Origin of the sequence: Saccharopolyspora shandongensis, assembly GCF_900106995.1 — a bacterium.
In the GTDB taxonomy this organism is placed as follows: domain Bacteria; phylum Actinomycetota; class Actinomycetes; order Mycobacteriales; family Pseudonocardiaceae; genus Saccharopolyspora; species Saccharopolyspora shandongensis.
Window position 1 is genome coordinate 1 of record NZ_FNOK01000042.1, and the last position, 21,794, is coordinate 21,794.

Below are 21,794 nucleotides of genomic sequence, written 5' to 3' on the forward strand. Positions count from 1 at the left end.
TCCATGATGCCGCCCATCATCTGCGCTTCGAGCCCGAAACGGCTGGCCGCGTTCTGCGCCAAGCAGGGCTACTCCGGCAAGAAGCCCGCCGCCGTCCTGCTGGCCCGGCTGCGCTCGGCGCCGGCCGGCACGACCGATCCCGACCTGTCCGAGGGTGCGCGCGTGGCAGTGCTGGCCCAGGTTGGCGTGATCACCGCGCTCAACACCGCGATCAAGGACCTCGACCGCGCCATCGCCGAGAAGATCGACACCCACCCCGACGGGGAGATCTTCCGGTCCTTCCCCCGTGCAGGCACCGTCAACGCCGCCCAGATCCTGGCCGAATGGGGCGACGCCCGCGAGGCGTTCGGCCACCCCGACGCCATCGCCGCGCTGGCCGGGATCACCCCGGTCACCAAGGCATCCGGCAAACAACGCGGCGTGTCGTTCCGCTGGGCCTGCAACAAACGCCTGCGCCAGGCGATCACGACCTTCGCCGACAACAGCCGCCACGCCAGCCCCTGGGCCGCCGGTATCTACAACCGGGCACGAGCCTCCGGCAAAGACCACCCCCACGCCACCCGCATCCTCGCCCGAGCCTGGATCCGCATCATGTGGCGCTGCTGGCAGAACAGCACACCCTACGACCCCGCCCTGCACCGCGGCGCCCGACCGGACCGAACAACAGGTCGCGGCCTGATTTTGATCTAGAGGTTGACACAGGGGGTGTCATCGGCGATCCCCTCCGCCGGGCACCCCGTTGGGCCCGGCAACCGAACGAGAGCCGAGCAGACGGCGCAACGCCGTTCGGCCAGCGGAACTGTAACGACGATCATTGTCGAGGTCAAAGCCGCTGGAAGGATGCACCTGCCACCCGTGCGTACTTCGTGCTGCTATGGCAACACGAAGTACGCACGGGTCGGTCAGGCGTCCGGAACCCGCACGGCGGAGAAGTACAGCCGGTACCGGAGCCGGAAGCCCATCGATTCGTAGAGCCGGATGGCGCCTGTGTTGGACGCGACCGTGTGCAGCAACGGCTTCTCGCCCCGGGCCCGGATGCCGGCGACGACGGCCCGCATGAGCCGGGTGGCCAGGCCCTGCCCGCGGAACGCCGGATCGGTGCAGACGGCGCTGATCTCCGTCCAGCCGGGCGGGTGCAGCCGCTCACCGGCCATCGCGACGAGCTCGCCACCGCGCCGGAACCCCAGGTACGTGCCGAGTTCGACGACGCGCGGCAGGAACGGCCCGGGCTGGGTGCGCTTGACGAGGTCGAGCATCTCCGGCACGTCCGCCGCGGTGAGCCGCACCGCCTCGTCGTCCTCGGCCCCGACGACGCCGTCGTCGACCAGCTGCACGCCGGGGAGCCGCTCCACGACCTCCCAGCCGGGAGGTGGCGTTCGCGCCCGCCCGGAGAAGGCGACCACCGCGCCCGGCCCGGCAAGCGCCGCGACATCCCGCCAGCCGTCATCGCCGAACTCGTCCGGAATGGCAAGGAACGGCGCCATGTCGACGGGGTAGCGCAGCACCTGCCCGTGCTTCTCGGCGAAACCGGCGTGCGGGCCGGTGAGCGAAGCCCACGCGGGATTGTCCAGCGGCGACGTGGTCATCGACCACTCCTTCCGGCGAAGTGTTCGGTGCCGCCCCATTTTCGCGCAGCGGCGCGTGGTTCGAGCATCCCCGGTCCTGCCGTACCAACACGTGAGAACCCAGCTGCGGGACGGATGCGGATGATCGGCCCGCACCTGGCTGTGACCCGGGGCAAGTGCGCTTGACGCGCCGGAAGCCGTCGTGATCTGATCCGGTCAGCGTCGCGTGTCGGTGGCAGGCTGTGCCAGGCATGGAGGCGCGGGTTCGAAGGGTCTTCATGACCACTCTTTTCAATCACACGATCGTCGCCGCGCGCGACAAGCAGGAATCGGCGTCCTTCTTCACGGAGATGTTCGACCTCCCGCCGGCGGAACCGGGCGGCCCCTTCCTCACGGTCCACCTGGACGCCGGAGTGACGCTCCAGTTCGCGGAGCCGGGCATCGAATTCCCGCCGCAGCACTACGCATTCCTCGTCACCGAGGAAGATTTCGACGGCATCTACGCCAGGATCCAGGCGGCGTCCCTCGACCACTGGGCGGACCCGCAGGGGAAGATCCCGCGGCAGTACAACACGAACCACGGCGGCCGCGGCGTCTACTTCTGCGACCCGTCGGGCCACTACCTGGAGGCGATCACCCAACCGTACGGCGCGGATCTGGACTGATCTAAGTGGACGGTCGGATGCGGCCCGTGCGATCCTCACGCCGGGCGGGCCGCGCGGCTGGTAGCGTCGGGTGAGCTCCGGCCGAAGGGACTGGTTCGCGATGACCGCCGAGCATCCCGAGGTTCCGCCTGACGGGGAACGCGATCACAGCCTGCTGATCAGCGAGGAGCGGCAGCGGGATCTGCTCTCCCAGCTCGTCGAGATCGAGCACGAGGTCCGCCGGGTCACCCTCGACGCGGCCGGGAACGGCCCGGCCAACCGCGCCGCCGCCGAAGCCCACCTCGCCGAGTTCACCGAGCTGACGAAGCGGGCCTGCCGGGCCGTCCGCAACGCGGTCACCGTCGAAGAGCGGATCGCCCACCTCGACTTCGACGTCGACGAACGGCCCTGAAGCACCGGAACGAACCCGGCCGTTGCGCCGGGACTGTCGGCGCCGGGTGCTAGAACCCGTCGGAAACGATCACCGATCTGAACGGGCGCATTCCCATGGGACGTCATCGGCGGGAAGCCGACACCAACGAACTGCTCAGCGGCATGGCCGCTCGTGTCGCGGAGAACGCTCCCGAGGGATGGCGGCGCGCGTGGGCGAGCGTTCACCGGTCCAGGAGCGGGGCCCGCAGCAGTGTCATGCAGTACGAGCTGGCCGACGGTGAGCTCCGCGACGGTGGCGTGGATCTGTTCAAGGAAGCGGGAGCCCTGTTCTTCGCGACCGAGCCGTGGCCGGAACACCTGACCGTTGAGCTGGCCGTCGAGCCTTCGGGCGAGCTCGGGGCGATCACCAGCCGGTCGCTGATCCGCACGCAGTGCCAACCGGATCGCCTGCTGCTCGTGCTCAAGCCGGATGCCCTGCCCGCCGAGCCGGGAGACGAGCAGGAGGGCCCTGCGGATCCGACGTTCGCGGGTGATCCGGACGAGGCCGTGCGGCTGCTCCGGGAGTACCTCCGGCTGCGCGCGGAGATCTTCGAAGAGGAGGAGGAAGAGGAACTGCCTCCTCCGCTGGACGAAGCGACGCGCGCCGAGCTCATGGCGAGCCTGGACGTCGCGCTGCCTCCCGATCTGGTCGCCTTGTACGGCGTGGCCAACGGCGACGACGGCGAGGACTTCAACATCTTCGACACGCACTCGTGGATCGACCTGGAATTCGCGGCCGAACACCCCCACCACCGACACGACGGTGACTGGACCGACGACCCGCTGACGGGTGCGGTCTTCGAGGCGACGCCGCCGGGGAAGGTGCGGCGGTCGATGAGCCGCGACGGGTGGATCGTGATCGGGGTCAACGAGGACGGGGACTTCCTCGCCGTCGACATGGACCCGGGCCCCGCGGGCCGCCCGGGACAGGTGATCATCATCGGCGGCGAGTACGAAGGAGCTCCCGTCTACGTCGCCGACTCGGTGACGACGCTGCTGCGCCGCCAGGTGGAGGCGCTCGAACGCGGCGACTACGAGTTCGACCACGGCCGCCTGTTCGTCGACGCCGACACCCCGCGCACGGTGATGCACCTGGAGTCGCGCTGGTGGGATGCCGACGACCACGGCGGTGCCCTGACCGGAATGCCTGGGGAAGTCCAACGCGTCACAGCCTGGAAGGCCGACGGGATCGACCTGGAGCCGGCGCGCCACGCGCCCCTCCTGCGGGACGTGGTGCTGCGCGGCCAGGGCGCACTCGACCTGAGCCCGCTCCGCGACGCGCCCCTGGAGAGCCTGACCCTGGAATTCGGCTCGATCGACCCGACTCCGCTGACTGGCCACCCGACGCTGCGCAACCTGACGCTCCGCTCGCAGAGCCCGGTGGAAGTCGCCGTGCTACCAACCCTTCCGCGACTCCAGGGCCTCGACCTCTCCCGCGCCGAGGTAACCGACATGGCGCCGGTCGTGAAGCTGGAAGGACTGCTGTTCCTCGCCCTGACCTACGAGCAGTGGGTGCGGCTCTGGGAACTCGGCGCGGCGCTGCCGTCGCTCGCAGCGGTCGCGCTGGGCGGAAACCCCACGCCGAACCAGATCAACGAGTGGACGGAGCACTTCACGGGAACGCTCCCAGGCCACGAAAAGCACACCGGCCGCTACGAAATGCGACCGTGACCGGCCGGAGAACGACGTGAAGGCGAGCCACGCCTGGCCGGTCCATCAGGCCGGGCGCAGCACGCATCAGTCGCTGAACCTGTCGGCCTTGATCGCTTCTAAGAAGCTGGCGAAGTGCGCTGGCGTCACGACGAGCGTGCCGTACGCCCGGTCCTTGGTGTCGCGGATTCCGATGGCGCCAGGTGCGACGCCGACCTCGACGCACTGGTTGCCCCCACCGCTGTAGCTCGACTTGCGCCATGCGGCGCGAGAGAGATGCATAGCCTCGCCCTTCACTCGGGTACGAGCTTCGAGATCATGCGAGCGCTGTCCCGTTCGCTCAGCGATCGCTCCTGAAGCTCGCCGAAGAGACGGTGCCCGCTCGGCCCCAGGCCTGGGCAGGCGCCGCATCCGTCAGCTGCTGAACCTGTCGGCTTTGATCGCGTCGAGGAACACTGCCCACTGGTCGGCCGTAGCGGTTAAGTACCCAGCAGAGCGGTTCTTCGTGTCCCGGACACCAGCTCCACCCGCAACGCGTCCGACCTCGACGCACTGCTGGGCCCCACCGCTGTAGCTCGACTCGCGCGGGAGATGTTGTTGTCGCGGGCGAGTGCGGGGATGGCGGTGCGATCGCGGAACCACCGCAGCCCCATCACCGCCTGCTTCAACGGCGACAACGCCCGCCGCCCGAGCGGGGTCCCACGACGTCGGCGTTCCTCGGTCAGCAGCCTGCCGAGGTCGTGGGCGAGTTCGTCTGCGACATCAAGCGTGGCACGATAAGTGATCACGTGGGGTCCTGGCCTTACAGAAGACGATCTTGTGGTGAGACCTCTTCTACCAGGACCCCACGCCCACACCTCTCAAGAACCCCAGCCCCATCCCACTGAGATCACCTCAATGAAATTCTGAAGTCCGAGTGGCGAGACCATCGTTCGATGGCTGCCGGATCGTAGCTGCTCCATGGTGGAGCGATTACAAGATCGGAAAGAATCTCGCCTCAGCTGAAAGGATCAGGTGATGGTGTTCGGTTCCTGGATTTCCTTGTGCTGCTTGGTGGTTCTTTCGGCGTCATGGGGCTCGGTCTGGGTCCGCGCGCAGCGGCCTCAGCATGCGGGAGCTGGGGAAGGTGTGACCACGGTGTGGCAGTTGAAGGCACAGATCGAGGCGGAGAACGCGCAGCGGGAACGAGTCGGGTGACATCGGCTCCGCGAGCCTGCCTCGGAGTCCATATCGGACAGTCAAGCCGCCGGCGAGCGCGGTGAAGCCTGGTCGGCGCCACCGCTGGAGTTGCAGCGGCGCGTCCTGGAAGGCCTCCGGCGCATCTGAGACCCGGCTCGACGCCGTGCGCCCCTCCCCGATTCGGCGTCGAGCCTGCGGGCCGGGAGGTGCTCTGCCCCCGAAGCACCTCCCGGCCACCCCGAAACACGCCCCGTTCGGGCCTGCCTCTCGATGGCGGCGCGCAGAGCCGCCGTGAACCACGCGAACACCGATGTCAGGCTCGGCGGAACCGGCGATCCATTGATGATCGACAGGAGTTGCCCAGCCAGGCGGTCACGGCGTCGTGCAGTGGGCCATCCAGCCCTGTGCTGTGAGGTGAACGGGCCGTTCGCTCCGGTAGGCGGGACGAACGGCCCGTTCACCTCGGCCCCCTAGAGCGGCCGTGGTGCGTCGAACTTCTGGCGGACTTCCTCGGCCACGCCGGGATTCCCGGCGGCTTCGATCAGCTTCGCGAAGCGGTGGGCCGTCAGGGCGCGCACCGGGTTGTCCCCGTACAGGCCGATCCTGTCCAGGACCACGCCGACGTGGTCGCTGGTGGTCCTGTTCCCGTGCATGAGCTTCTGGTAGACCCCGTACAGAGTCGCGCCGAACAGCGGCACCGTGACCCACGCCGGCCATCCCAGCAGCAGCCCCAGCAGGAGCGGGACGGCGGCCGCCAGCGTCATGCCGCCGTACAGGATCCGGTTTTCCTTGCTCATCGAACGGCCTCCTCGGGCACGTGGTCGAACGTGTAGTCGGTGGAGTGCAGGCCCTGCGCCATGTCGATCAGCTGGGACAACCGGACGAAGACATCGGCGCGGCCGCTCGCGGTCCGGCTCCAATCGCGCGCGAGGACGTGCAACGAACCGAGCAGGTGGAGGTGCTGGCTCGCCGCGTCCACCAGGATGCCGAGCAGCAGGTCGTGCGGCGTGGTCCGGCCGGCGGCGTCGAACCAGTGGCAGACGCGCTGCACGACGAGGTCCGGGCGGGCGAGCATGGTCTCGCGCCAGCAGGAACCCAGTTGGGGACGGATCGTGTGGTCTGCCGCGAGCGGCTGCGAACGCATGCTGGGGTCGGCCAGCCGCAGCGGATCCGCGATGGCGAGAAACAGGAAGTGGTCGACGGGCCAATGCTGTTGCTGATTCGCCAGGGCCGTCGTGAGCCTGTCGAGCAGCAGCCGCAGCAGTATCGGATCGCGCGAGGTCAGCTCGACGAGCGCCTGGTACGCAGTCGGGTTGCCAGTGCCGTTTTCGCGGCGGGCCCGGTGGTGCAGCCGGACCAGAGCTTGTTCCGGGTAGGTCGGTGCGATCACCTCGGTGCACACGTCCACCAGGATCTGCCCGACGTCATGGGGGAGGTCGTTGTTACGCGACCACTCGTACACCAGGCGCCGGAAGAAGTAACCGTGGCGCTCGTTCCTCAGGCCCGTCAGGAGAGCTAGCACCCCGTAGTCACGCAGTGGGTTCGACGCTCCGTTCCGCCTGGGAAAGACCCACCGGTCGATCAGCCATTTCACGTGCCCCGGCGAGTTGGTGCGCAACGCCTGGACCACGAACCGGTCCACCAGGTTCTCCCGGTCCCGCCGGGTGAACTGCTCGATGCGGATGATGTCGTCCACCCACCGGCAGAACGGCTCCCGGAGATCCGGGTAGTTGTCCCAGAAGTGCTCGCGCAGCGCCCGGTCGTAGCTGCGTAAGCTGAACTCGATCCGGTTGTTCGGCGCGACGTCGATGCTCAGGTCGCTGAGCTGGGTTCGGTAGCCCTCCTGCTCCATCCGGGGCTCCTCGCGCCCGTCGAGGCTCAACGCGCTCACCAGGCGGTGGGAGGCGAAGAACACTGCGTCGCTCGACGCTCCGCGGCACATCGCAGCGGCGAGCAGCACCGTGCGTTGCCGCCCGCCGGGCACCTTGCTGAGCTGCTGCGCCACCTCGTTGCTGCGGTCGATCCGGGCGGAAACCGCTTCGCTGAGCCATGTCGAGACGTCGCCGCCGCGGTTCGTGTCCCGGGCGAGCACGACCAGCTGCGCGAGGTTGGCGATCTCCGACATCGGTGCGGACAGGCTGCGTGCGAGTTCTTCCGAGGCCAGTTGCCGGTCGGAGGGGAAGATCGACTCCTGTTCCAGATGCCATCGAAGCACCGAGGCACCGCGCGGCCGGTCGATCCTGGCCTCGAACTGCGCCAGGTCCGAATCCAGTTGGTGCTTGCGGGAATCGGGCACGACGACGGCGATGTAGCCGTTGCACTGTTGGAGGATCGTGCGGAACGAGAGGAGATCTCGTTGCCGGGCGTGGAACACGTCCTCGCCGGTTTCCGAGAGGTCGAGTACGAACAGGTGGCCCGGCTGGACCTTCAACTTGTCCAGGCCCGGGTTCTGCGTGCGCGCCTCGTCGTCGAGCACGGTGACGGGGGTGTGGTCGTCGGAGAGCTCGTTCAGGAGCATCTTCGCCGCCGTGCGCCGACCGCTTCCCGGCGGCCCGGTGAGCACGACGGTGCGGGACTGCCGCAACATGTCCCGCGCAGCGCCGAAGTTCTGCGGCGGCTCGAACCGGCTCTTGAGCCAATGCAGGTCGCCCTTCAGCGTCAGTCGCGGCCCGCGAGCCTGCTGTTGGACGCTCTCGTGGATCGTGTAATAGACGGGGTTGACGTTCAGGTCGCCGGAACCGGTGTGGATCTGGCTGTCCTGCGTTTCGTGGAATTCGTTGCTGGTTTCGGTCACCGGTCTTCACCTCGGTCCCGCTTCGAGCCGAAGTTCTGGCGGATTCGGCCGGAATTCTTGTGGTGGGCCCCGTCGCCGAAGGAGACGTGCAGGTCGCCAGTGCCGGTGTGGATCTGGCTGTCCCGTGTGTCGTGGAACGTCGTGCCGGTGATCGACCCGACGCTCACGTTGCCGGCCTGGATGAGGTTTCCGGCCTGGCCGGTGTTGGAGTTGTGCACGCCGCCGCTCGAAGGCGCTTTCGCCCACCGGTCCGTGAGATCCGGCACCAGGTCGAGGAGCTCGGCGGCGATCCGATCGAGGTCGTCCCCGGCGCTTCCGGTGTCGTAGGTGAGGGACTGGAGGTCGGCGAGCGATGTCAGAGCACGTGGCAGGTCGGCGGCCACCAGCCGAGGCAGCTTCCGTCCACACAGGATCGGGATGATCCGGGCGCCGCTGCGCTTGGCGTTCAGGATTTCCCTGCGGGTCCAGTCATCCTTGTTCTCAAGTGCGGGATTTCCGTCCCGATCACGAGCATCGAGCCACTTCGGCCCGATCAGCGCAAGCAGCACACGTGCGCTGGAGGACGCCGTCGACAGCTCGGTGCGGAAGTTCTCGCCGGCGCGGATGGACTTGCTGGCGCGGAACACCCGCTCGCGGCCGAACCGCCCCGACAGGTACTGCTCGATCGCGACCGCGGCATGTTCGCAATCCCCGGTGCGGTAGTTGATGAAGATTTCAGGCATAGGAATACCTCACTTCTGTGGAAATGGCGGATTCTCAGGCGGTCTGGTTGTGCAGCGCGGCGACCAGCCGGGGTTGGAGCTCACGAACCGAGGGCGCGGTGTGGAACCGCGAGAGCACGCGGGCCACGCGCCGGAGATCGGTGCCGATGGTGGCGGAACTGACGGTGTCGACCATCCCGAGGACCTGCCCGAGCAAGGCGCAGGCGTGGTCGACGTCGCCCGCCGTGGCGTGCGCAAGGGCGCGGCGGACGCCGTAGCGCGCTTGGGAACGAAGGGCGTGCGGCGGAACTCGTTCGACTTCGCGGTCGAGGATCAGCACCGCGTCCCGTGGACGCCCCAGGTCGTGAAGACACCACCCCGAGACCATCGCGACGGGATCGGTCAGGTTCGACGTGCCGAGTACCGGTCCTGCTTCGGGTTGGGCCGCGCTGAGCAGGTCGCGAGCTCGGTCGAGGCTCCGCATGCAGGCGTCGTAGTCTCCGGCCAGCGCGTGGCCTTGTGCCTCGCGCTGCGCGGCGAGTCCGCGAATTCGGGCCGACGTCGCGGTCCGCTGGGCTTGCTGAGCGAGGCCGATCGTCTCCCGTGCGTCTTCTTGGTACAGCGTGACCAGTGCCCGGCGGACCAGGGAGTATGCGGCCAGCGACCGGTCCTGTCCCGCGTCCGCGAGCTCCACGGCGCGGTCGGTCCACCACAGGGCGGCCGCGTTGTCACCCGACTCCTGAGCCATCCAGCCTGCGAACTCGGCGTACCGCGCGCCGAGCACCAGAAGTTCCGCGCTCGCTGCGGGTTTGGCGCGGGCGGCGAGTTCGCGCAGGGTGTGGGTTTGCGCGATGAGCGCGGGCAGCACCACCGATGGGCTCGCCGTCTGCCCCAGCCTGCGGAACTGGTCGAACATTTCGCGGAACGTCGAGACCGTGCCGTCCTCGGCGATCGCGTGACCGCCGCCCATGCCGAAGGCGAGTACCGAAGCCGCGCCGGCCGCCAGCACCTGCCGCCGGTCCATCGGCCGGAACCAGCTCTTCCCGCCTGAATCGAGACCCATCAACCACACCTCACCGTCGCCGTTCACCTCGGGCAGCGGTGCTTCGGAGGACTGCGCGGGAACCAGGCTCGCGAGTTCGCCACCGGCTTGGAGGACGGAATCGCAACGCCGGGCGAAATCCGGTGTCGGCCGTTTCCCGCCGGTTTCGATCTTGCTGACGTAGCCCTTGCTGTAATGCAGCAGCGCGGCCATTCGAGTGAGCGAAAGACCGGCCGCGGTGCGCAGTCTTCGAAGCTCTGCCCCGAACAGTGTGGGCTGTTCAGTCACATCGTCCTCCGGGTTTCCCGTTGCCCGGTTCAGCGGGCGACGGGAAACGGCTGTTGGTCCCGACCGGTTTTCGCGCACGGTGAAACGTGCCGGTCCGGCGACTGGGAGGCCGGACCAACGGCAGACCTTAGGAGAAGAGATGATCAAGGACGAGCTCGTCCGAGAATCGATACCCGAACAGCGCAATCCGTCCCTGGCGAGGTCGCTCGGACGGGTGATGTTCGCATTCGTGTTCACCGCCGCGCTGCTGTGGGCGACGATCGTGCTCGCCGGCATCGCCCTTTCCGGTGTTGAGTTGTTCGCGCTGGTGCTGGTGCTCTCCGCCGCTTTCATCGCAGTCCTCGACGCCTGGAGAGAAATCCGGTTCGGCGCGGCCGCGCGCCGTTCGTCGGAGGATTGTGGCGGAGATTCGGTTTCCGACGCCGGGAAATAGAGCCGTTTCCCGTTTCCCGTTGGAGGTGGCAACGGGAAACGGTGCGCCACCGGACAGTTTCGGATGTGCGCGCCATCCCGCCGGCGGGGCTCGTGAGCGTTTTGGATCGCTATAGCGGACCAAAGCACTCACGAGCCTCGCTAGGCGGCGACGTGCGGTTTCGCGATGAGGACGGTTGCGTTGCCCGCCCAGCCCACTGCCGTGTACAGGCCCTGGCCTCGGTGCTGGCGATCAGGACGCCCGCCTTCGCTTCTAGCGGCCAGACGACCGGTGGTGTTGCTCGACGATGGCGCAGTGGCCTCGCTCCTGCACTCGGAGCGAGGCCACTGCGCCATCGAGCGATCGGATCGGCCGGACAGGCCGTCGGGACGGGCGCTAGCCGTTCTCCTTGGCGATCGCTTCGCGTACGGCCGGGGCGATTTCGGTGGCCCAGCGGCCGAGGGAGCCGACGTCCTGCGTTCCGCCGCCCGGCGAGAACAGCGTGAAGCCCGACGCGCCGTGTTCGAGCACGGCACCGGTCAGCTCCTCCACCCACTGGTCGGCGGAGCCGCCGATCCAGCGGCCGTCACGATCGCGCGTGGCGGGCAGGGGCCGGTCGGTGATGCGTCCGGGGAGGTTGAAGACCGTGCGGATCTCCCGCGGATCGCGACCCGCGGCCGCCGCCGCTTCGTCGATGACCGGCCGCGACGTGCGGTAGCGCTCGCTGAGCCAATCCGCCGCGTGGCCCGGGATCCAGCCGTCGGCCACCCGCCCGGTGGCGGCCAGGGACTTCGGGCCGACCGATCCGGTCCACACCGGGGGCGCGGCCACCGGAGACGGCTCGATCTCGTTCACCTCGTAGTGGCGGCCGCGGTAGGTGACCGGCGGGCCGCCGCCCGAAAGCTTCTTGACCAGGACGATCGCCTCCTCGAAGGCCTCCACGGCAGCGGCCGGTGACAGCCGCGGCACTCCCATGTCGGAGATCCGGTCCCACAGCCCGCCCGCGCCCATGCCGAGCACGACGCGGCCGCCGGAGAGCGCCGACAGCGACGTCACCGTCCGAGCCAGCATGGGGGCGGGCCGGGTCGGCAGGTTGGTGACGTTGGCGAAGCCCGAGATGCGCTGCGTGCGCCCGAGGAGGAATCCGAGGGAGGCGTAGGCATCCAGGCGCTCGCCGAGGTAGGGGTGGTCCGACAGGGAGAAGATGTCGAGCCCGTCGCGGTCGGCCTGGTGAACCAGATGCAGCAATTCCGGTCCGTCGTCGATACCGCTGTGCGCGCCGAAACCGAAGACGACTTCTTGTGCGGACAATGCTCTTCCTTTCATTCGATGGTCGCCAGTCGGTCCGCTATGGACGGTGCATCCGCGAGAACGCCGTGGCATGGAGACGTCGGCAACGCCTGACGTGACTACCTACCTGTGTTCACCAGGCGTACTCCTCGGGCGCAGGCGTGGCCCCGTTCGGGATGCCATCGCCCGTCCTCGCGCCGTAAACGTTGGCCGTGTCGAAGAAGTTGATGCCGTGCTCGTGCGTCCGGTCCGTGATCGCGTGACTGTCCTCTTCGGACGTTTCCGGATCACGAGCCGGGACGCCGAAAGGCCGCTGCGGCCGAGGTGGGTGTACTCCACGTGTTCCAGCTTTTCAGGCGGTGGGGCCGAACTGCTCGATGAAGCGGCCGGTGAACAGGTCCGCACCCTTGTACTCGGCGACCATCGCGGCCGACGCGGCGGTCGGGCCCTCGGGGGAGGGCAGCTGCCCGACGCCGCCGTTGCGACCGAGCGGGAGCAGGATCGAGGGGACCGGTTGTGGGGCGTAGGTGGCCGTGGGGCGTTCTCCGCTCAGCTGGGCGGAGATGTTCTTGACGACCACCTCGGCGTGCCGCATCGCGTGGCCCGCCATCTTGGCCTCCGCGACGTCGGTGATGTCGCCGACCGCGTAGACGTGGTCGTGCCCCACGACGTTGAGGTACTCGGTCACGGGAACCTGGCCCTGCGGCGTGCGGGTCGTGAGCTTGCCGTCGGCGAGGTAGTCGCTGTTGGTGCTCGTCCCGTAGGCGCGGAACCAGATGTCGGCGGTGATCTCGTCGCCGCCGGTGGTGGTGGCGGTGAAGGCGCCGGCCAGGCCGGCCTCGGTGCTCGGCGTCGTCGCCAGGCCGGTGCCGAGGCGCACGTCGATGCCGAGCGCGTCGAGCTGGCCGCGCAGGTCTTCGACCACCTCCGGCTCGAAGCCGGGGAGCAGCTCCTGGCGCGGGTCGACGATGGTCACGTGCTTGTCCGGCCAGGCGTCCTTGATCTCGCCGGCCAGTTCCAGGCCGACCGGCCCGGCGCCGAGGATCAGCACCTTGCCGGACTGGCGGAGTTCCTTGTTCGTCCGGCGGAGGTCGTCCAGCGCCTCGGCGACCGAGTCGGAGCCGGGCTTGGCCGGGTAGGCGTAGCTGGAGCCGGTGGCCAGGACCACGTAGTCCGCCGGGACGTGTTCGCCCGAGGCGAGGGTGACGCCGCCGGGGTCCACCGAGACCGCGCGGTCGCGTTTCACCTCGCCTGCGTGAGCAGCGTTTCGAAGGGGAAGAACATGTTGCCGGCCCAGTCGGGCTGGGTGAGCGCTCGCAGCGATGCGGCCGCGTTGACGAACGCGTCCCGCGGGTCGATGAGGACGACGTCGGCTTGGGCTTGCAGCGCCTTGGCGACCGCGGCGCCCCCGTAACCTCCGCCGATGACCGCGACAGTACGACTCATGATTTCAGGCTCCCGCGTAGAAATAATTCAAGTTCGTAGTACGAACTATATTAGTTCGTACTACGAACTCAAACCTATTGTGTCGCGGGACACATCGTCGGGTCTTAGTGCTTGCGGGCGCCGGGAGATCTCTCGTCCGACTCCATGAAGACCACCGGAACCTCGTTGGCCAGCACCACGCGGCCCAGCAGGTCGGCGAGCGCGTCGCGATCGGCCGGGCTGAGGCTCGCCGGCAGCTCCTCGATCCGCCTGCAGGTCTCGGCGTAGAACTCCGCTGCCAGCTTGCTGCCTTGTGCGGTGAGGGCGACCCGCACCGCGCGCGTGTCCTGCGGATCCGGTTCACGCTGAACAAGGCCGTTTCGCACGGTGCGGTCCACCAGGCCGGTGAGGCTCGACTTGGCCAGTCCGAGCATCGCGCCCAGCTCGCTCATGCCGTGCGGGCGCGGCATCAGCACGCACAGCAACTGCCCCTGCTGCGGCGTCAGCCCGTACTCGCGGCCTGACTTGGCGTACACGGCATTCACCAAGAACGAGGACCGCACCAGTGCGGCCACCACTCCGATCTGGCCATCATCATGCTTGTCCACGCGGCCAGGATAACACCGGAAGGCCTTATAATTCGTGCCGCGAACTATGCTCGAAAGGGGATTGCGGGGCTCACTCGGGCGGGCGCTGGGCGGCCAGTTCCAGGATCCGCTCGGCCGCCGTCGCGTCGGTGATGAGCGTCGTGACGATGCCGGAGCGCAGGACCGCGTCGATCGCTTCCGCCTTCGGTTCGGTGTAGCCGAGAGCGATCACCTCCGGGACCTGGCGCAGCTGTTCGTGGGTGATCGCCAGGACGTGGTGGGCCAGACCTGTCGACAGGGCGTTGCCGTTCTCGTCGAACAGGCGGGCCGCGATCTCCGCCGTTGCGCCCCGCCGGCCGATCGAGTCCCGTTCGCTCGGGGACAGCGCGTCGTACACCGTCGATTCGCCCTGCCGCCAGGCGCCGATGCTCACCACCGCCTTGGTCAGGTGCTGGAACTGGTCGAAGGTCTCCGCGATGCCCGGCTGCTTGCGCAGGATGTCCGTGGTCCGGCGGTCCGGGAGCACGAGTGGGCCGTAGATCGGGTAGGCATAGCCGCCGCCGACCGCCGCGACCCGGCCCACCGTCTCCACCGACCGGTCGCGCATGTCCATGCCCGCCTGCACCCCGCACAGCTGCACGATCGGGCACTTCGGGAGCGATTCGACGGCTTCGGCCATCGCGTTCACCGAACGCGCCCAGGCCAGCCCGATCACGTCGTCCGGCGTGGCGAGCTCGGCCAGCAGCTGCGCCGCCAACGAGCCGATCCGGCGGCGCAGTTCCGGCCGGTCGGCCTTGGATTCCGCTCGATTGAGCACCAGGACCCTGCGGAGCCCGTAGGCGGCGCGGACCTCGTCCGACATCGGCAGGTCCACCGGCACCGGCAGGTCGAACTCGATCCGGACCAGGCCGGTTTCCTGCGCTGCGGCGAGGATGCGCGCCGCTTTGAAGCGGCTGATCCCGAACTCCTCGGCGATCTCCAGCTTGGATCGGCCCTGGACGTAGAACCGGTGCGCGATCGACGCCGCGGTGATGGTGTCGGTCATCCGGATCTTCTTGGCGCTCATATGAGCACGATAGCTTGAAATCCGGCCCAAAGGTTGACGTATATCGGCATGAAGTCCTTGAATGCTCCGCATATTGCGGGACGACCGCGATGAGATGCGCTCATATGAGCAGACCGGAATGGAGTGTCATGCGCGCCGCGATCATCGACCGGCCCGGTTCGATCAGGGTTGGCGACGTGCCGGATCCGAAGCCGGGGGACGGGCAGCTGGTGATCAAGGTCGGAGCGTGCGGGATCTGCGGCACGGACCTGCACATCGCCGACGGCCACTTCCCGCCCACGCCTTACCCGATCGTCCCGGGCCACGAGTTCGCCGGCGAGGTCGTCGAGATCGGCGCGGAGGTGCCGGGGGACTGGAAGGCCGGCGACCGGGTCGCGGTGGATCCCTCGCTGTTCTGCGGGTATTGCACGCCCTGCCGCTCCGGCCACGGCAACCTGTGCGCGAACTGGAACGCCACCGGGGACACCGTGGACGGCGCGTTCGCCGAGTACGTCGCCGTCCCGGCGGCCACCTGCTACCGGATGCCGGACGAGATGACCTGGCAGCAGGGCGCGCTGGTCGAGCCGGTGTCGTGCGCGGTGCACGGCGTCCGGCAGATCGGCGTCGAAGCGGGCGAGCGGTTCCTCGTGGTGGGCGCGGGCACGATGGGGTTGCTGATGCAGCAGCTGCTCCAGCGCGGCGGCGCGCACGTCACGGTGGTCGACCGCAACGAGGCGCGGCTGGGCCGGGCGAGCAAGCTCGGCGCGGTGGCGGTCGGCACCGACGTCGCCGAGCTCGACGAGCGGTTCGACGCCGCCGTCGACTGCACCGGTGCCGCGCCCGCGATCGAGGCGGCCTTCGACTCGCTGCGCCGCGGTGGCCGGCTGCTGGTGTTCGGGGTGGCCCCGGAAGCGGCCCGCGTGTCGCTCTCGCCGTTCCGGATCTACAACGACGAGATCAAGATCGTCGGCTCCATGGCGGTGCTCAACAGCTTCGGCGCCGCGCTGAACCTGGTGGCCTCCGGTGCGATCGACACCGCGGCGCTGCTCACCGACACCCTGCCGCTGGAGGAGTTCCCCGCGGCGCTCGACCTGATGCGCAGCGGTGCCGGGCTGAAGGTCCAGGTGCTGCCGGGAGGCGTTGATGCATAGCCGAACGAAGAAGCTCGCGCTGCTCGCGTGCGCCGCGCTGCTCACGCTCACCGGCTGCGCCGGCGCCGGTGCGCTGGGCTCCGGCGGGCGGACGCTGGTGGTCGCGATCGTGTCGAACCCGCAGATGGAGGACGCGATCGCGCTGTCGGACCAGTTCGAGCGGGACAACCCCGGCATCAAGCTGAAGTTCGTGCAGCTGCCCGAGAACCAGGCGCGCGCCAAGATCACCGCCTCGACCGCCACCGAGGGCGGCGAGTTCGACGTGGTGATGATCAGCAACTACGAGACGCCGCAGTGGGCGGCCAACGGCTGGCTGGAGAATCTGCAGCCCTACGTCGACGCCAGCGAGGGCTACGACCCGGGCGACTTCATCCCGAGCATCAGGGACTCGCTGTCCTACCAGGGCTCGATGTACGCGGTGCCGTTCTACGGCGAGTCGTCCTTCCTCGCCTACCGCAAGGACCTGTTCGAGCAGGCCGGGCTGACCATGCCGGAACGCCCGACCTGGCAGCAGATCGCCGACTTCGCGGCCAGGCTCGACGACAAGGCGGCGGGCGTGTCCGGCATCTGCCTGCGCGGCAAGCCGGGCTGGGGCGAGAGCCTCGCGCCGTTCACCACGGTCGCGAACACCTTCGGGGCGCGCTGGTTCGACGAGAACTGGAACGCTCAGCTGACCTCGCCGGAATTCCGCTCCGCCGCCGAGTTCTACGTGAACCTGGTGCGCGAGCACGGCGAGGTCGGCGCGTCGAGCGCGGGCTTCTCCGAATGCGGCACGCGCTACGGGCAGGGCCAGGCGGCGATGTGGTACGACGCCACGGTCATGGCCGGCACCAACGAGGACCCGGAGAGCAGCGAGGTCGTCGGCAAGTCCGGCTACGTCGCGGCCCCGGTCGAGCGCACCGATAGCAGCGGCTGGCTCTACACCTGGTCGCTGGCCATGCCGAAGGTCGCCGAGGACAAGGACGCCGCCTGGCGGTTCATGCGCTGGATGACCGACAAGGAGTTCGTGCGCAACGTCGGCACCACCTTCGGCTGGAACCGGGTGCCGCCAGGCTGCCGCCTGTCGACGTACCAGATCCCCGAGTACCAGCAGGCCGCCCAGGCCTACGCACCGGCCACTTTGGACGGAATCGACCGCGCCAAGCAGAGCAACTCGATGCTGCGCCCGGTGCCGTACCCGGGAATCCAGTTCGTCGGCATCCCGGAGTTCCAGGACCTCGGCACGCGGGTCAGCCAGCAGCTGTCCGCCGCCATCGCGGGCCAGATCACGGTCGACGAGGCGCTCCAGCAGTCCCAGGAGTACGCCGAATCGGTCGGCGCGGCATACCGGGAGACCAGATGACCCAGACCGCCACGACACGAGTCACGCCGCCCGTCCAGGTGCGCAAGCCGGTCGGAAAGTGGTCCGGCACCGCCTGGCTGCGCCGGGCCCCGCTCATGCCCGCCCTGCTGTTCACGATCGTGGTCACGCAGATCCCGTTCGTGCTCACCGTGTTCTACTCGTTCCAGTCCTGGAACCTGGTGCGGCCGGGCTCCCGCCACTTCGTCGGACTGCGCAACTACGTCGACGTGTTCGCCGACAGCCAGTTCCGCGGCGCGATGCTGAACACGGTGCTGCTGACCGTGGTCTGCGTGCTGGTGGCGATGCTGCTCGGCCTCGGGCTGGCGCTGCTGCTGGACCGGCGGTTCATCGGCCGCGGAGTGGTCCGCACGCTGCTCATCACGCCGTTCCTGATCCTCCCGGCGGCCGGCGCGCTGCTGTGGAAGACGACGATGTTCGACCCGAGCTACGGACTGCTGAACTTCGTCTTCGGCGGCGACACCGACTGGCTGTCGGAGTTCCCGCTGGCGTCGGTCATGGCGCAGATCGTCTGGCAGTGGACGCCGTTCATGATGCTGCTGATCCTCGCGGGCCTGCAGGGGCAGTCCAAGGAGGTGCTCGAGGCCGCGGCGGTCGACGGCGCGGGCCGGTGGCGCATCTTCGCGTCGATCACCCTGCCGCAGCTGACCCGCTACCTGCAGCTGGCGATCCTGCTCGGCGCGATCTACATCGTGAACAGCTTCGATGCGATCTTCCTGATGACCCAGGGCGGCCCGGGCACCGCCAGCACGAACCTGCCCTACTACATCTACCAGCGCGCCTTCGAGGGCTTCGACATCGGGCAGTCTTCGGCGATGGGCGTCATCGTCGTCGTGCTGACCCTGATCGTGGCGACCTTTGCGCTGCGCTTGATGTTCCGGACCTTCGGCGTGAGCGAGGTGCGATGATGCGTGCCGGAAATCCGGCCGGCAGGTGGGCGCTGACCGCGTTCACCTGGCTGGTCGCCATCCTGTTCGTCTTCCCGTTGCTGTGGATGGTGCTCACGGCGTTCAAGCAGGAGGCCGACGCCTACACGGACCCGCCGCGGCTGGTGTTCACCCCGACGCTGGACCAGTTCGCCGGCGTCGTGGAACGCGGTTTCCTGCCGTACCTGGGCAATTCGGCGTTCGTCACGGTGGTGTCGACGCTGCTGGTGCTGCTGATGGCGGTCCCGGCGGCCTACGCGCTGTCGATCGCGGCGGTGCCGGGCACCCGGGACGCGCTCGGGTTCTTCCTGTCCACCAAGATGCTGCCGATCGTCGCGGCGATCATCCCGATGTACGTGATCTCGCAGAACCTGAAGCTGCTGGACAACGTCTGGGCGCTGGTCATCCTCTACACGGCGATGAACCTGCCGCTGGCGATCTGGATGATGCGCTCGTTCTTCCTGGAAGTGCCGAAGGAGATGGTGGAGGCGGGCCGCGTGGACGGCGCGAAGCTGCCGACCCTGCTGTTCAAGATCATCCTGCCGGTGGTCGCGCCCGGCATCGCGGCGACGGCGCTGATCTGCGTGATCTTCTCCTGGACGGAGTTCTTCTACGCGGTGAACCTGACGGCGGCCCAGGCGGGCACGGTGCCGGTGTTCCTGGTCGGCTTCATCACCAGCGAGGGCCTGTACTGGGCCCAGCTGTCGGCGGCGGCCCTCCTGGCATCGCTACCGGTGATGATCATCGGCTGGATAGCCCAGAACCACCTGGTCCGAGGCCTCTCCATGGGAGCGGTGAAGTAACCCCCCCAGAACGCTCCCCCCTGCCGCCCACCCCCCGCGGCAGGGGGAGTTCCCTTTTCGCGAGACGTCGTCGGCCACCTGACCTGGTGCCGTAGGCAAGCGGCCGGGGGCGCGGTACGGCCGCGGGCGGTCTTGTCTCTGTCCGGGCCGCCGGCGGCCCGGCGCCGGGTTTCGAAAGTGAGGACGAAGGTCCTGGCGAGCGGCGGCCGGATCCGGGCATGCTGGCTTTGGTCGCCGCACCCGGACAACGTCGCCCGCCGCGGCGTTTTCGCTTGCTCGCGAGGAGGTTGATGATGAACGACATTCGGATCGACGAGCCGACGCGGTTTTGGTCGGTCCCCGCCGCGGCGGGGCAGCAGGTTCCGGCGCCGCGCGCGCCCGAGGCGAGCAGCGGTCGTGCCCGGCTCGTGATCAGTCGCGGGCCCGACTCGGGCACCGGGATCACCATCGGCATGCCGCGCACCACGATCGGGCGCGGACGTGACTGCGACATCGTGGTCGACGACGTCACCGTCTCGCACGTGCACGCCGAACTGCGCGAGGAGGGCGGCCGGTGGGTGCTCGTCGACGGCGGCTCGCTCAACGGCACCTACCTCAACCGGCTGCCGGTGGACGCCGCCGTGCTGGCCGACGGTGACGAGATCTGGGTCGGCAAGGTCCGCTTCACCTTCCGCACCGAGGCCTGAGGCCGGCGAAGAGCACCGGGCAGAGGCCCGTGTGCGCTCGTAGCCTGGAAGGGTGGATGACACCCGGTCCGGCAAGACGACGGTGTTCCTGGTCGACGATCACGAGGTGGTGCGGGTCGGGCTGGCCGACCTGCTCAGCGCCGAGCCCGACCTCGAAGTCGTGGGCCAGGCCGCCACGGTCGGTGAGGCGGAGGCCCGCATTCCCGCCCTGCGGCCGGACGTGGCCGTGCTCGACGTGCGACTCCCGGACGGTAGCGGCATCGAGCTCTGCCGGGAGCTGCGGTCCCGGCTGCCCGGGCTGAACTGCCTGATGCTGACCTCGTTCCCGGACGAGCAGGCCATGCTGGACGCGATGCTGGCCGGCGCCGCCGGCTTCGTGATCAAGAACATCAAGGGGATGGAGCTGGCGTCGGCGGTGCGCACGGTCGGATCGGGCCGGTCGCTGCTCGGCACGCAGGGCACCGCGGAGCTGGTGAACAAGCTGCGCGCCAAGCTGGACAGCGCCGCGGGGCTGCCTGACCTGACGCCCCAGGAGCGCGTCCTGCTCGACCTGATCCGCCAGGGCCTGACCAACCGGCAGATCGCCGATCGGATGTACCTGGCGGAGAAGACGGTCAAGAACTACGTGTCCCGGCTGCTGGCCAAGCTGGGCCTGCAGCGCCGGACCCAGGCGGCGGTCCTGGCCACCCAGCTGCACCATCGGCCGAAGCGGGTCTGACGACCGTCAGTTGCGGGCGACCACGTCGTCCAGGGAACGCCGCGGCGTCGCGGGCACCGGCGATCCGTAGCCGATGCGCAGCACGGCCTGCGGCCACAGACCGCCGCCGATGAGTTCGCGCAGCTCCTTGCGGGTGGTGGGCACCTCGACGATCTGGGAGATGAACGAGCTCGACAACCCGGCGGCGGTGGCGGCCAGCAGCACGCGCTGCATCGCCATCCCGGCGTGCAGCTGCGCGGACACCCCGTCCTGGAACGAACCGAGCACGCAGATCAGCGGCTCCGGCTCGAAGTCCTTGCCCGCCACCCGGGTGTTCGCCTGCCCGCGGCTGTAGTCGCGCAGCACCCATTCGTCCTGCGGTTCCGGCAGCGGCCCGCTGCTGCTCACGAGCACCCCATCGGGCGAGCCCGAGTTGCGGCCCGTCCAGAACCGCAGCTCCGCCGTGAACTCCGCATCCGAGAGCTGTGCGTCGTGCGCCTGCTGGGCCAGCGCCTGCAGCTTCGGCAGCTGTTCGCGCTCCGGGATCGCCAGCCACGCGCGCTCGGCCTCCGCCGCCTGCCGCAGCTGGCTGTGCAGCGACCCCGGGACCGCAGTGGGCAGGAACGGCTTGCGATTGGTGCGGCGTCGCGGGATCGCGGCCGCGAGTTCGACATCCGTGGGCGTCGCCGGGCGCCGCCTGGCGGGGCGCACCATCGCGAGCAGATCCGGTGTGCAGCGGTGCGGCAGCACGTTCACGTCCGGCTGCACCCCGGCCGCCCGCACCGCCAGCCGCAGGTTCAACAGCGCCGCGCCGCAGGCGAGCACCAGTTCGCGGTGCTCCGGGTCGGCCACCGGCACGGCGCGGGACCGGTCCGCGTGCAGCGCGATGGTGTCGTCCGTGCAGTGGAATCGCCAGGGCTGGCTGTTGTACAGCGAGGGTGCGGAAGTGGCCTTGAGCAGAACATCCCGGACCTGGTCGGCCGTCAGGCACCCCACTGCGCCGATCGGCGTGTTCATCGGGCCTCCCTCCGGTCGCTTGCTGCCAGCCTGCCGGTGGCGGCCGCGGCGAACCAGAGTCGATCGTCACCACTCGGCACCCGGTGCGAATCGGCCGGGC

Annotated in this window: 24 protein-coding genes; 11 read left to right on the forward strand and 13 right to left on the reverse strand. The window is 68.9% G+C overall.

What is annotated here, in order from left to right; genetic code table 11:
* The coding region (locus BLW84_RS32385) for a transposase (protein ID WP_143061173.1) at positions 1-690 on the forward strand (690 nt) is incomplete at its 5' end.
* 212 nt (positions 691-902) lie between these two features.
* Here BLW84_RS32385 and BLW84_RS32390 read toward each other — a convergent pair.
* Positions 903-1,586 (reverse strand): GNAT family N-acetyltransferase, encoded by a 684-nt coding sequence (locus BLW84_RS32390; RefSeq protein WP_093273214.1) that lies wholly within the window; start codon positions 1,584-1,586, stop codon positions 903-905.
* Between the two features lie 257 nt (positions 1,587-1,843).
* Between BLW84_RS32390 and BLW84_RS32395 the strand changes: the two genes are divergently transcribed.
* The 3 genes from BLW84_RS32395 to BLW84_RS32405 all read left to right on the forward strand — a co-directional run bounded on the left by BLW84_RS32395 (position 1,844) and on the right by BLW84_RS32405 (position 4,312).
* Positions 1,844-2,230: a VOC family protein gene (locus tag BLW84_RS32395; RefSeq protein WP_093273217.1), complete on the forward strand. Its 387-nt coding sequence runs from the start codon at positions 1,844-1,846 to the stop codon at positions 2,228-2,230.
* A gap of 100 nt (positions 2,231-2,330) precedes the next feature.
* Entirely contained in the window at positions 2,331-2,621 is a 291-nt protein-coding gene (locus BLW84_RS32400; RefSeq protein ID WP_093273220.1) for a hypothetical protein, read from the forward strand.
* 95 nt (positions 2,622-2,716) lie between these two features.
* Entirely contained in the window at positions 2,717-4,312 is a 1,596-nt protein-coding gene (locus BLW84_RS32405; protein WP_093273223.1) for an SMI1/KNR4 family protein, read from the forward strand.
* 66 nt (positions 4,313-4,378) lie between these two features.
* Here the strand turns inward: BLW84_RS32405 and BLW84_RS32410 are convergent, their stop codons facing one another.
* The 6 genes from BLW84_RS32410 to BLW84_RS32440 all read right to left on the reverse strand — a co-directional run bounded on the left by BLW84_RS32410 (position 4,379) and on the right by BLW84_RS32440 (position 10,220).
* Positions 4,379-4,573, reverse strand: coding sequence for a DUF397 domain-containing protein (locus tag BLW84_RS32410; RefSeq protein ID WP_093273226.1), 195 nt, complete (start codon positions 4,571-4,573; stop codon positions 4,379-4,381).
* A 132-nt stretch (positions 4,574-4,705) separates the two neighbouring features.
* Complete coding sequence (locus BLW84_RS50455; RefSeq protein WP_093273229.1) at positions 4,706-4,933, reverse strand: DUF397 domain-containing protein; 228 nt, start codon at positions 4,931-4,933, stop codon at positions 4,706-4,708.
* Positions 4,934-5,940: 1,007 nt separating this feature from the next.
* Positions 5,941-6,267: a hypothetical protein gene (locus BLW84_RS32425; RefSeq protein WP_093273234.1), complete on the reverse strand. Its 327-nt coding sequence runs from the start codon at positions 6,265-6,267 to the stop codon at positions 5,941-5,943.
* On the reverse strand, positions 6,264-8,264 hold the full coding sequence (locus BLW84_RS32430; RefSeq protein WP_093273237.1) for an nSTAND3 domain-containing NTPase: 2,001 nt from the start codon (positions 8,262-8,264) through the stop codon (positions 6,264-6,266). Before BLW84_RS32430 ends, BLW84_RS32425 begins: the two co-directional genes overlap by 4 nt.
* The gene (locus tag BLW84_RS32435; RefSeq protein ID WP_093273239.1) at positions 8,261-8,986 is read right to left on the reverse strand and encodes a toll/interleukin-1 receptor domain-containing protein; all 726 of its coding nucleotides are present in this window, start codon (positions 8,984-8,986) and stop codon (positions 8,261-8,263) included. The genes BLW84_RS32430 and BLW84_RS32435 overlap by 4 nt, the downstream gene beginning before the upstream one ends.
* 34 nt (positions 8,987-9,020) lie before the next feature.
* Positions 9,021-10,220, reverse strand: a complete 1,200-nt coding sequence (locus tag BLW84_RS32440; protein ID WP_245761544.1) for an NsdA family TPR-like regulatory protein — start codon at positions 10,218-10,220, stop codon at positions 9,021-9,023.
* 214 nt (positions 10,221-10,434) lie between these two features.
* Between BLW84_RS32440 and BLW84_RS32445 the strand changes: the two genes are divergently transcribed.
* Positions 10,435-10,728 (forward strand): hypothetical protein, encoded by a 294-nt coding sequence (locus BLW84_RS32445; protein ID WP_093273245.1) that lies wholly within the window; start codon positions 10,435-10,437, stop codon positions 10,726-10,728.
* A gap of 375 nt (positions 10,729-11,103) precedes the next feature.
* On the opposite strand, the gene BLW84_RS32450 is transcribed toward BLW84_RS32445, so the two are convergent.
* From BLW84_RS32450 to BLW84_RS32465, 5 genes are all read right to left on the reverse strand, one after another.
* Positions 11,104-12,018, reverse strand: a complete 915-nt coding sequence (locus tag BLW84_RS32450; RefSeq protein ID WP_093273247.1) for an LLM class flavin-dependent oxidoreductase — start codon at positions 12,016-12,018, stop codon at positions 11,104-11,106.
* Between the two features lie 331 nt (positions 12,019-12,349).
* Complete coding sequence (locus tag BLW84_RS32455; protein WP_177226806.1) at positions 12,350-13,243, reverse strand: NAD(P)/FAD-dependent oxidoreductase; 894 nt, start codon at positions 13,241-13,243, stop codon at positions 12,350-12,352.
* Positions 13,240-13,443 carry a hypothetical protein gene (locus BLW84_RS49420; protein ID WP_177226807.1) on the reverse strand — a complete coding sequence of 68 codons (204 nt, stop codon included), beginning with the start codon at positions 13,441-13,443 and terminating at the stop codon, positions 13,240-13,242. Before BLW84_RS49420 ends, BLW84_RS32455 begins: the two co-directional genes overlap by 4 nt.
* Before the next feature lie 104 nt (positions 13,444-13,547).
* The gene (locus tag BLW84_RS32460; protein WP_093273368.1) at positions 13,548-14,006 is read right to left on the reverse strand and encodes a MarR family winged helix-turn-helix transcriptional regulator; all 459 of its coding nucleotides are present in this window, start codon (positions 14,004-14,006) and stop codon (positions 13,548-13,550) included.
* Between the two features lie 94 nt (positions 14,007-14,100).
* A complete protein-coding gene (locus tag BLW84_RS32465; protein ID WP_093273250.1) occupies positions 14,101-15,075 on the reverse strand; it encodes a sugar-binding transcriptional regulator in 975 nt (324 codons plus the stop codon).
* A gap of 128 nt (positions 15,076-15,203) precedes the next feature.
* Here BLW84_RS32465 and BLW84_RS32470 point away from each other — a divergent pair, with 128 nt between their 5' ends.
* From BLW84_RS32470 to BLW84_RS32495, 6 genes are all read left to right on the forward strand, one after another.
* Positions 15,204-16,205, forward strand: a complete 1,002-nt coding sequence (locus BLW84_RS32470; protein WP_093273252.1) for a zinc-dependent alcohol dehydrogenase family protein — start codon at positions 15,204-15,206, stop codon at positions 16,203-16,205.
* The gene (locus tag BLW84_RS32475) at positions 16,198-17,547 is read left to right on the forward strand and encodes an ABC transporter substrate-binding protein (RefSeq protein ID WP_093273255.1); all 1,350 of its coding nucleotides are present in this window, start codon (positions 16,198-16,200) and stop codon (positions 17,545-17,547) included. Before BLW84_RS32470 ends, BLW84_RS32475 begins: the two co-directional genes overlap by 8 nt.
* A complete protein-coding gene (locus BLW84_RS32480) occupies positions 17,544-18,473 on the forward strand; it encodes a carbohydrate ABC transporter permease (protein ID WP_093273258.1) in 930 nt (309 codons plus the stop codon). Before BLW84_RS32475 ends, BLW84_RS32480 begins: the two co-directional genes overlap by 4 nt.
* Complete coding sequence (locus BLW84_RS32485; RefSeq protein WP_177226809.1) at positions 18,470-19,294, forward strand: carbohydrate ABC transporter permease; 825 nt, start codon at positions 18,470-18,472, stop codon at positions 19,292-19,294. The genes BLW84_RS32480 and BLW84_RS32485 overlap by 4 nt, the downstream gene beginning before the upstream one ends.
* 293 nt (positions 19,295-19,587) lie before the next feature.
* On the forward strand, positions 19,588-19,980 hold the full coding sequence (locus BLW84_RS32490; RefSeq protein ID WP_245761545.1) for an FHA domain-containing protein: 393 nt from the start codon (positions 19,588-19,590) through the stop codon (positions 19,978-19,980).
* A 52-nt stretch (positions 19,981-20,032) separates the two neighbouring features.
* Positions 20,033-20,698, forward strand: coding sequence for a response regulator transcription factor (locus BLW84_RS32495; RefSeq protein ID WP_093273266.1), 666 nt, complete (start codon positions 20,033-20,035; stop codon positions 20,696-20,698).
* 6 nt (positions 20,699-20,704) lie between these two features.
* Here BLW84_RS32495 and BLW84_RS32500 read toward each other — a convergent pair whose 3' ends face one another.
* Positions 20,705-21,694, reverse strand: coding sequence for an Acg family FMN-binding oxidoreductase (locus tag BLW84_RS32500; RefSeq protein WP_093273272.1), 990 nt, complete (start codon positions 21,692-21,694; stop codon positions 20,705-20,707).
* Positions 21,695-21,794: the final 100 nt, after the last annotated feature.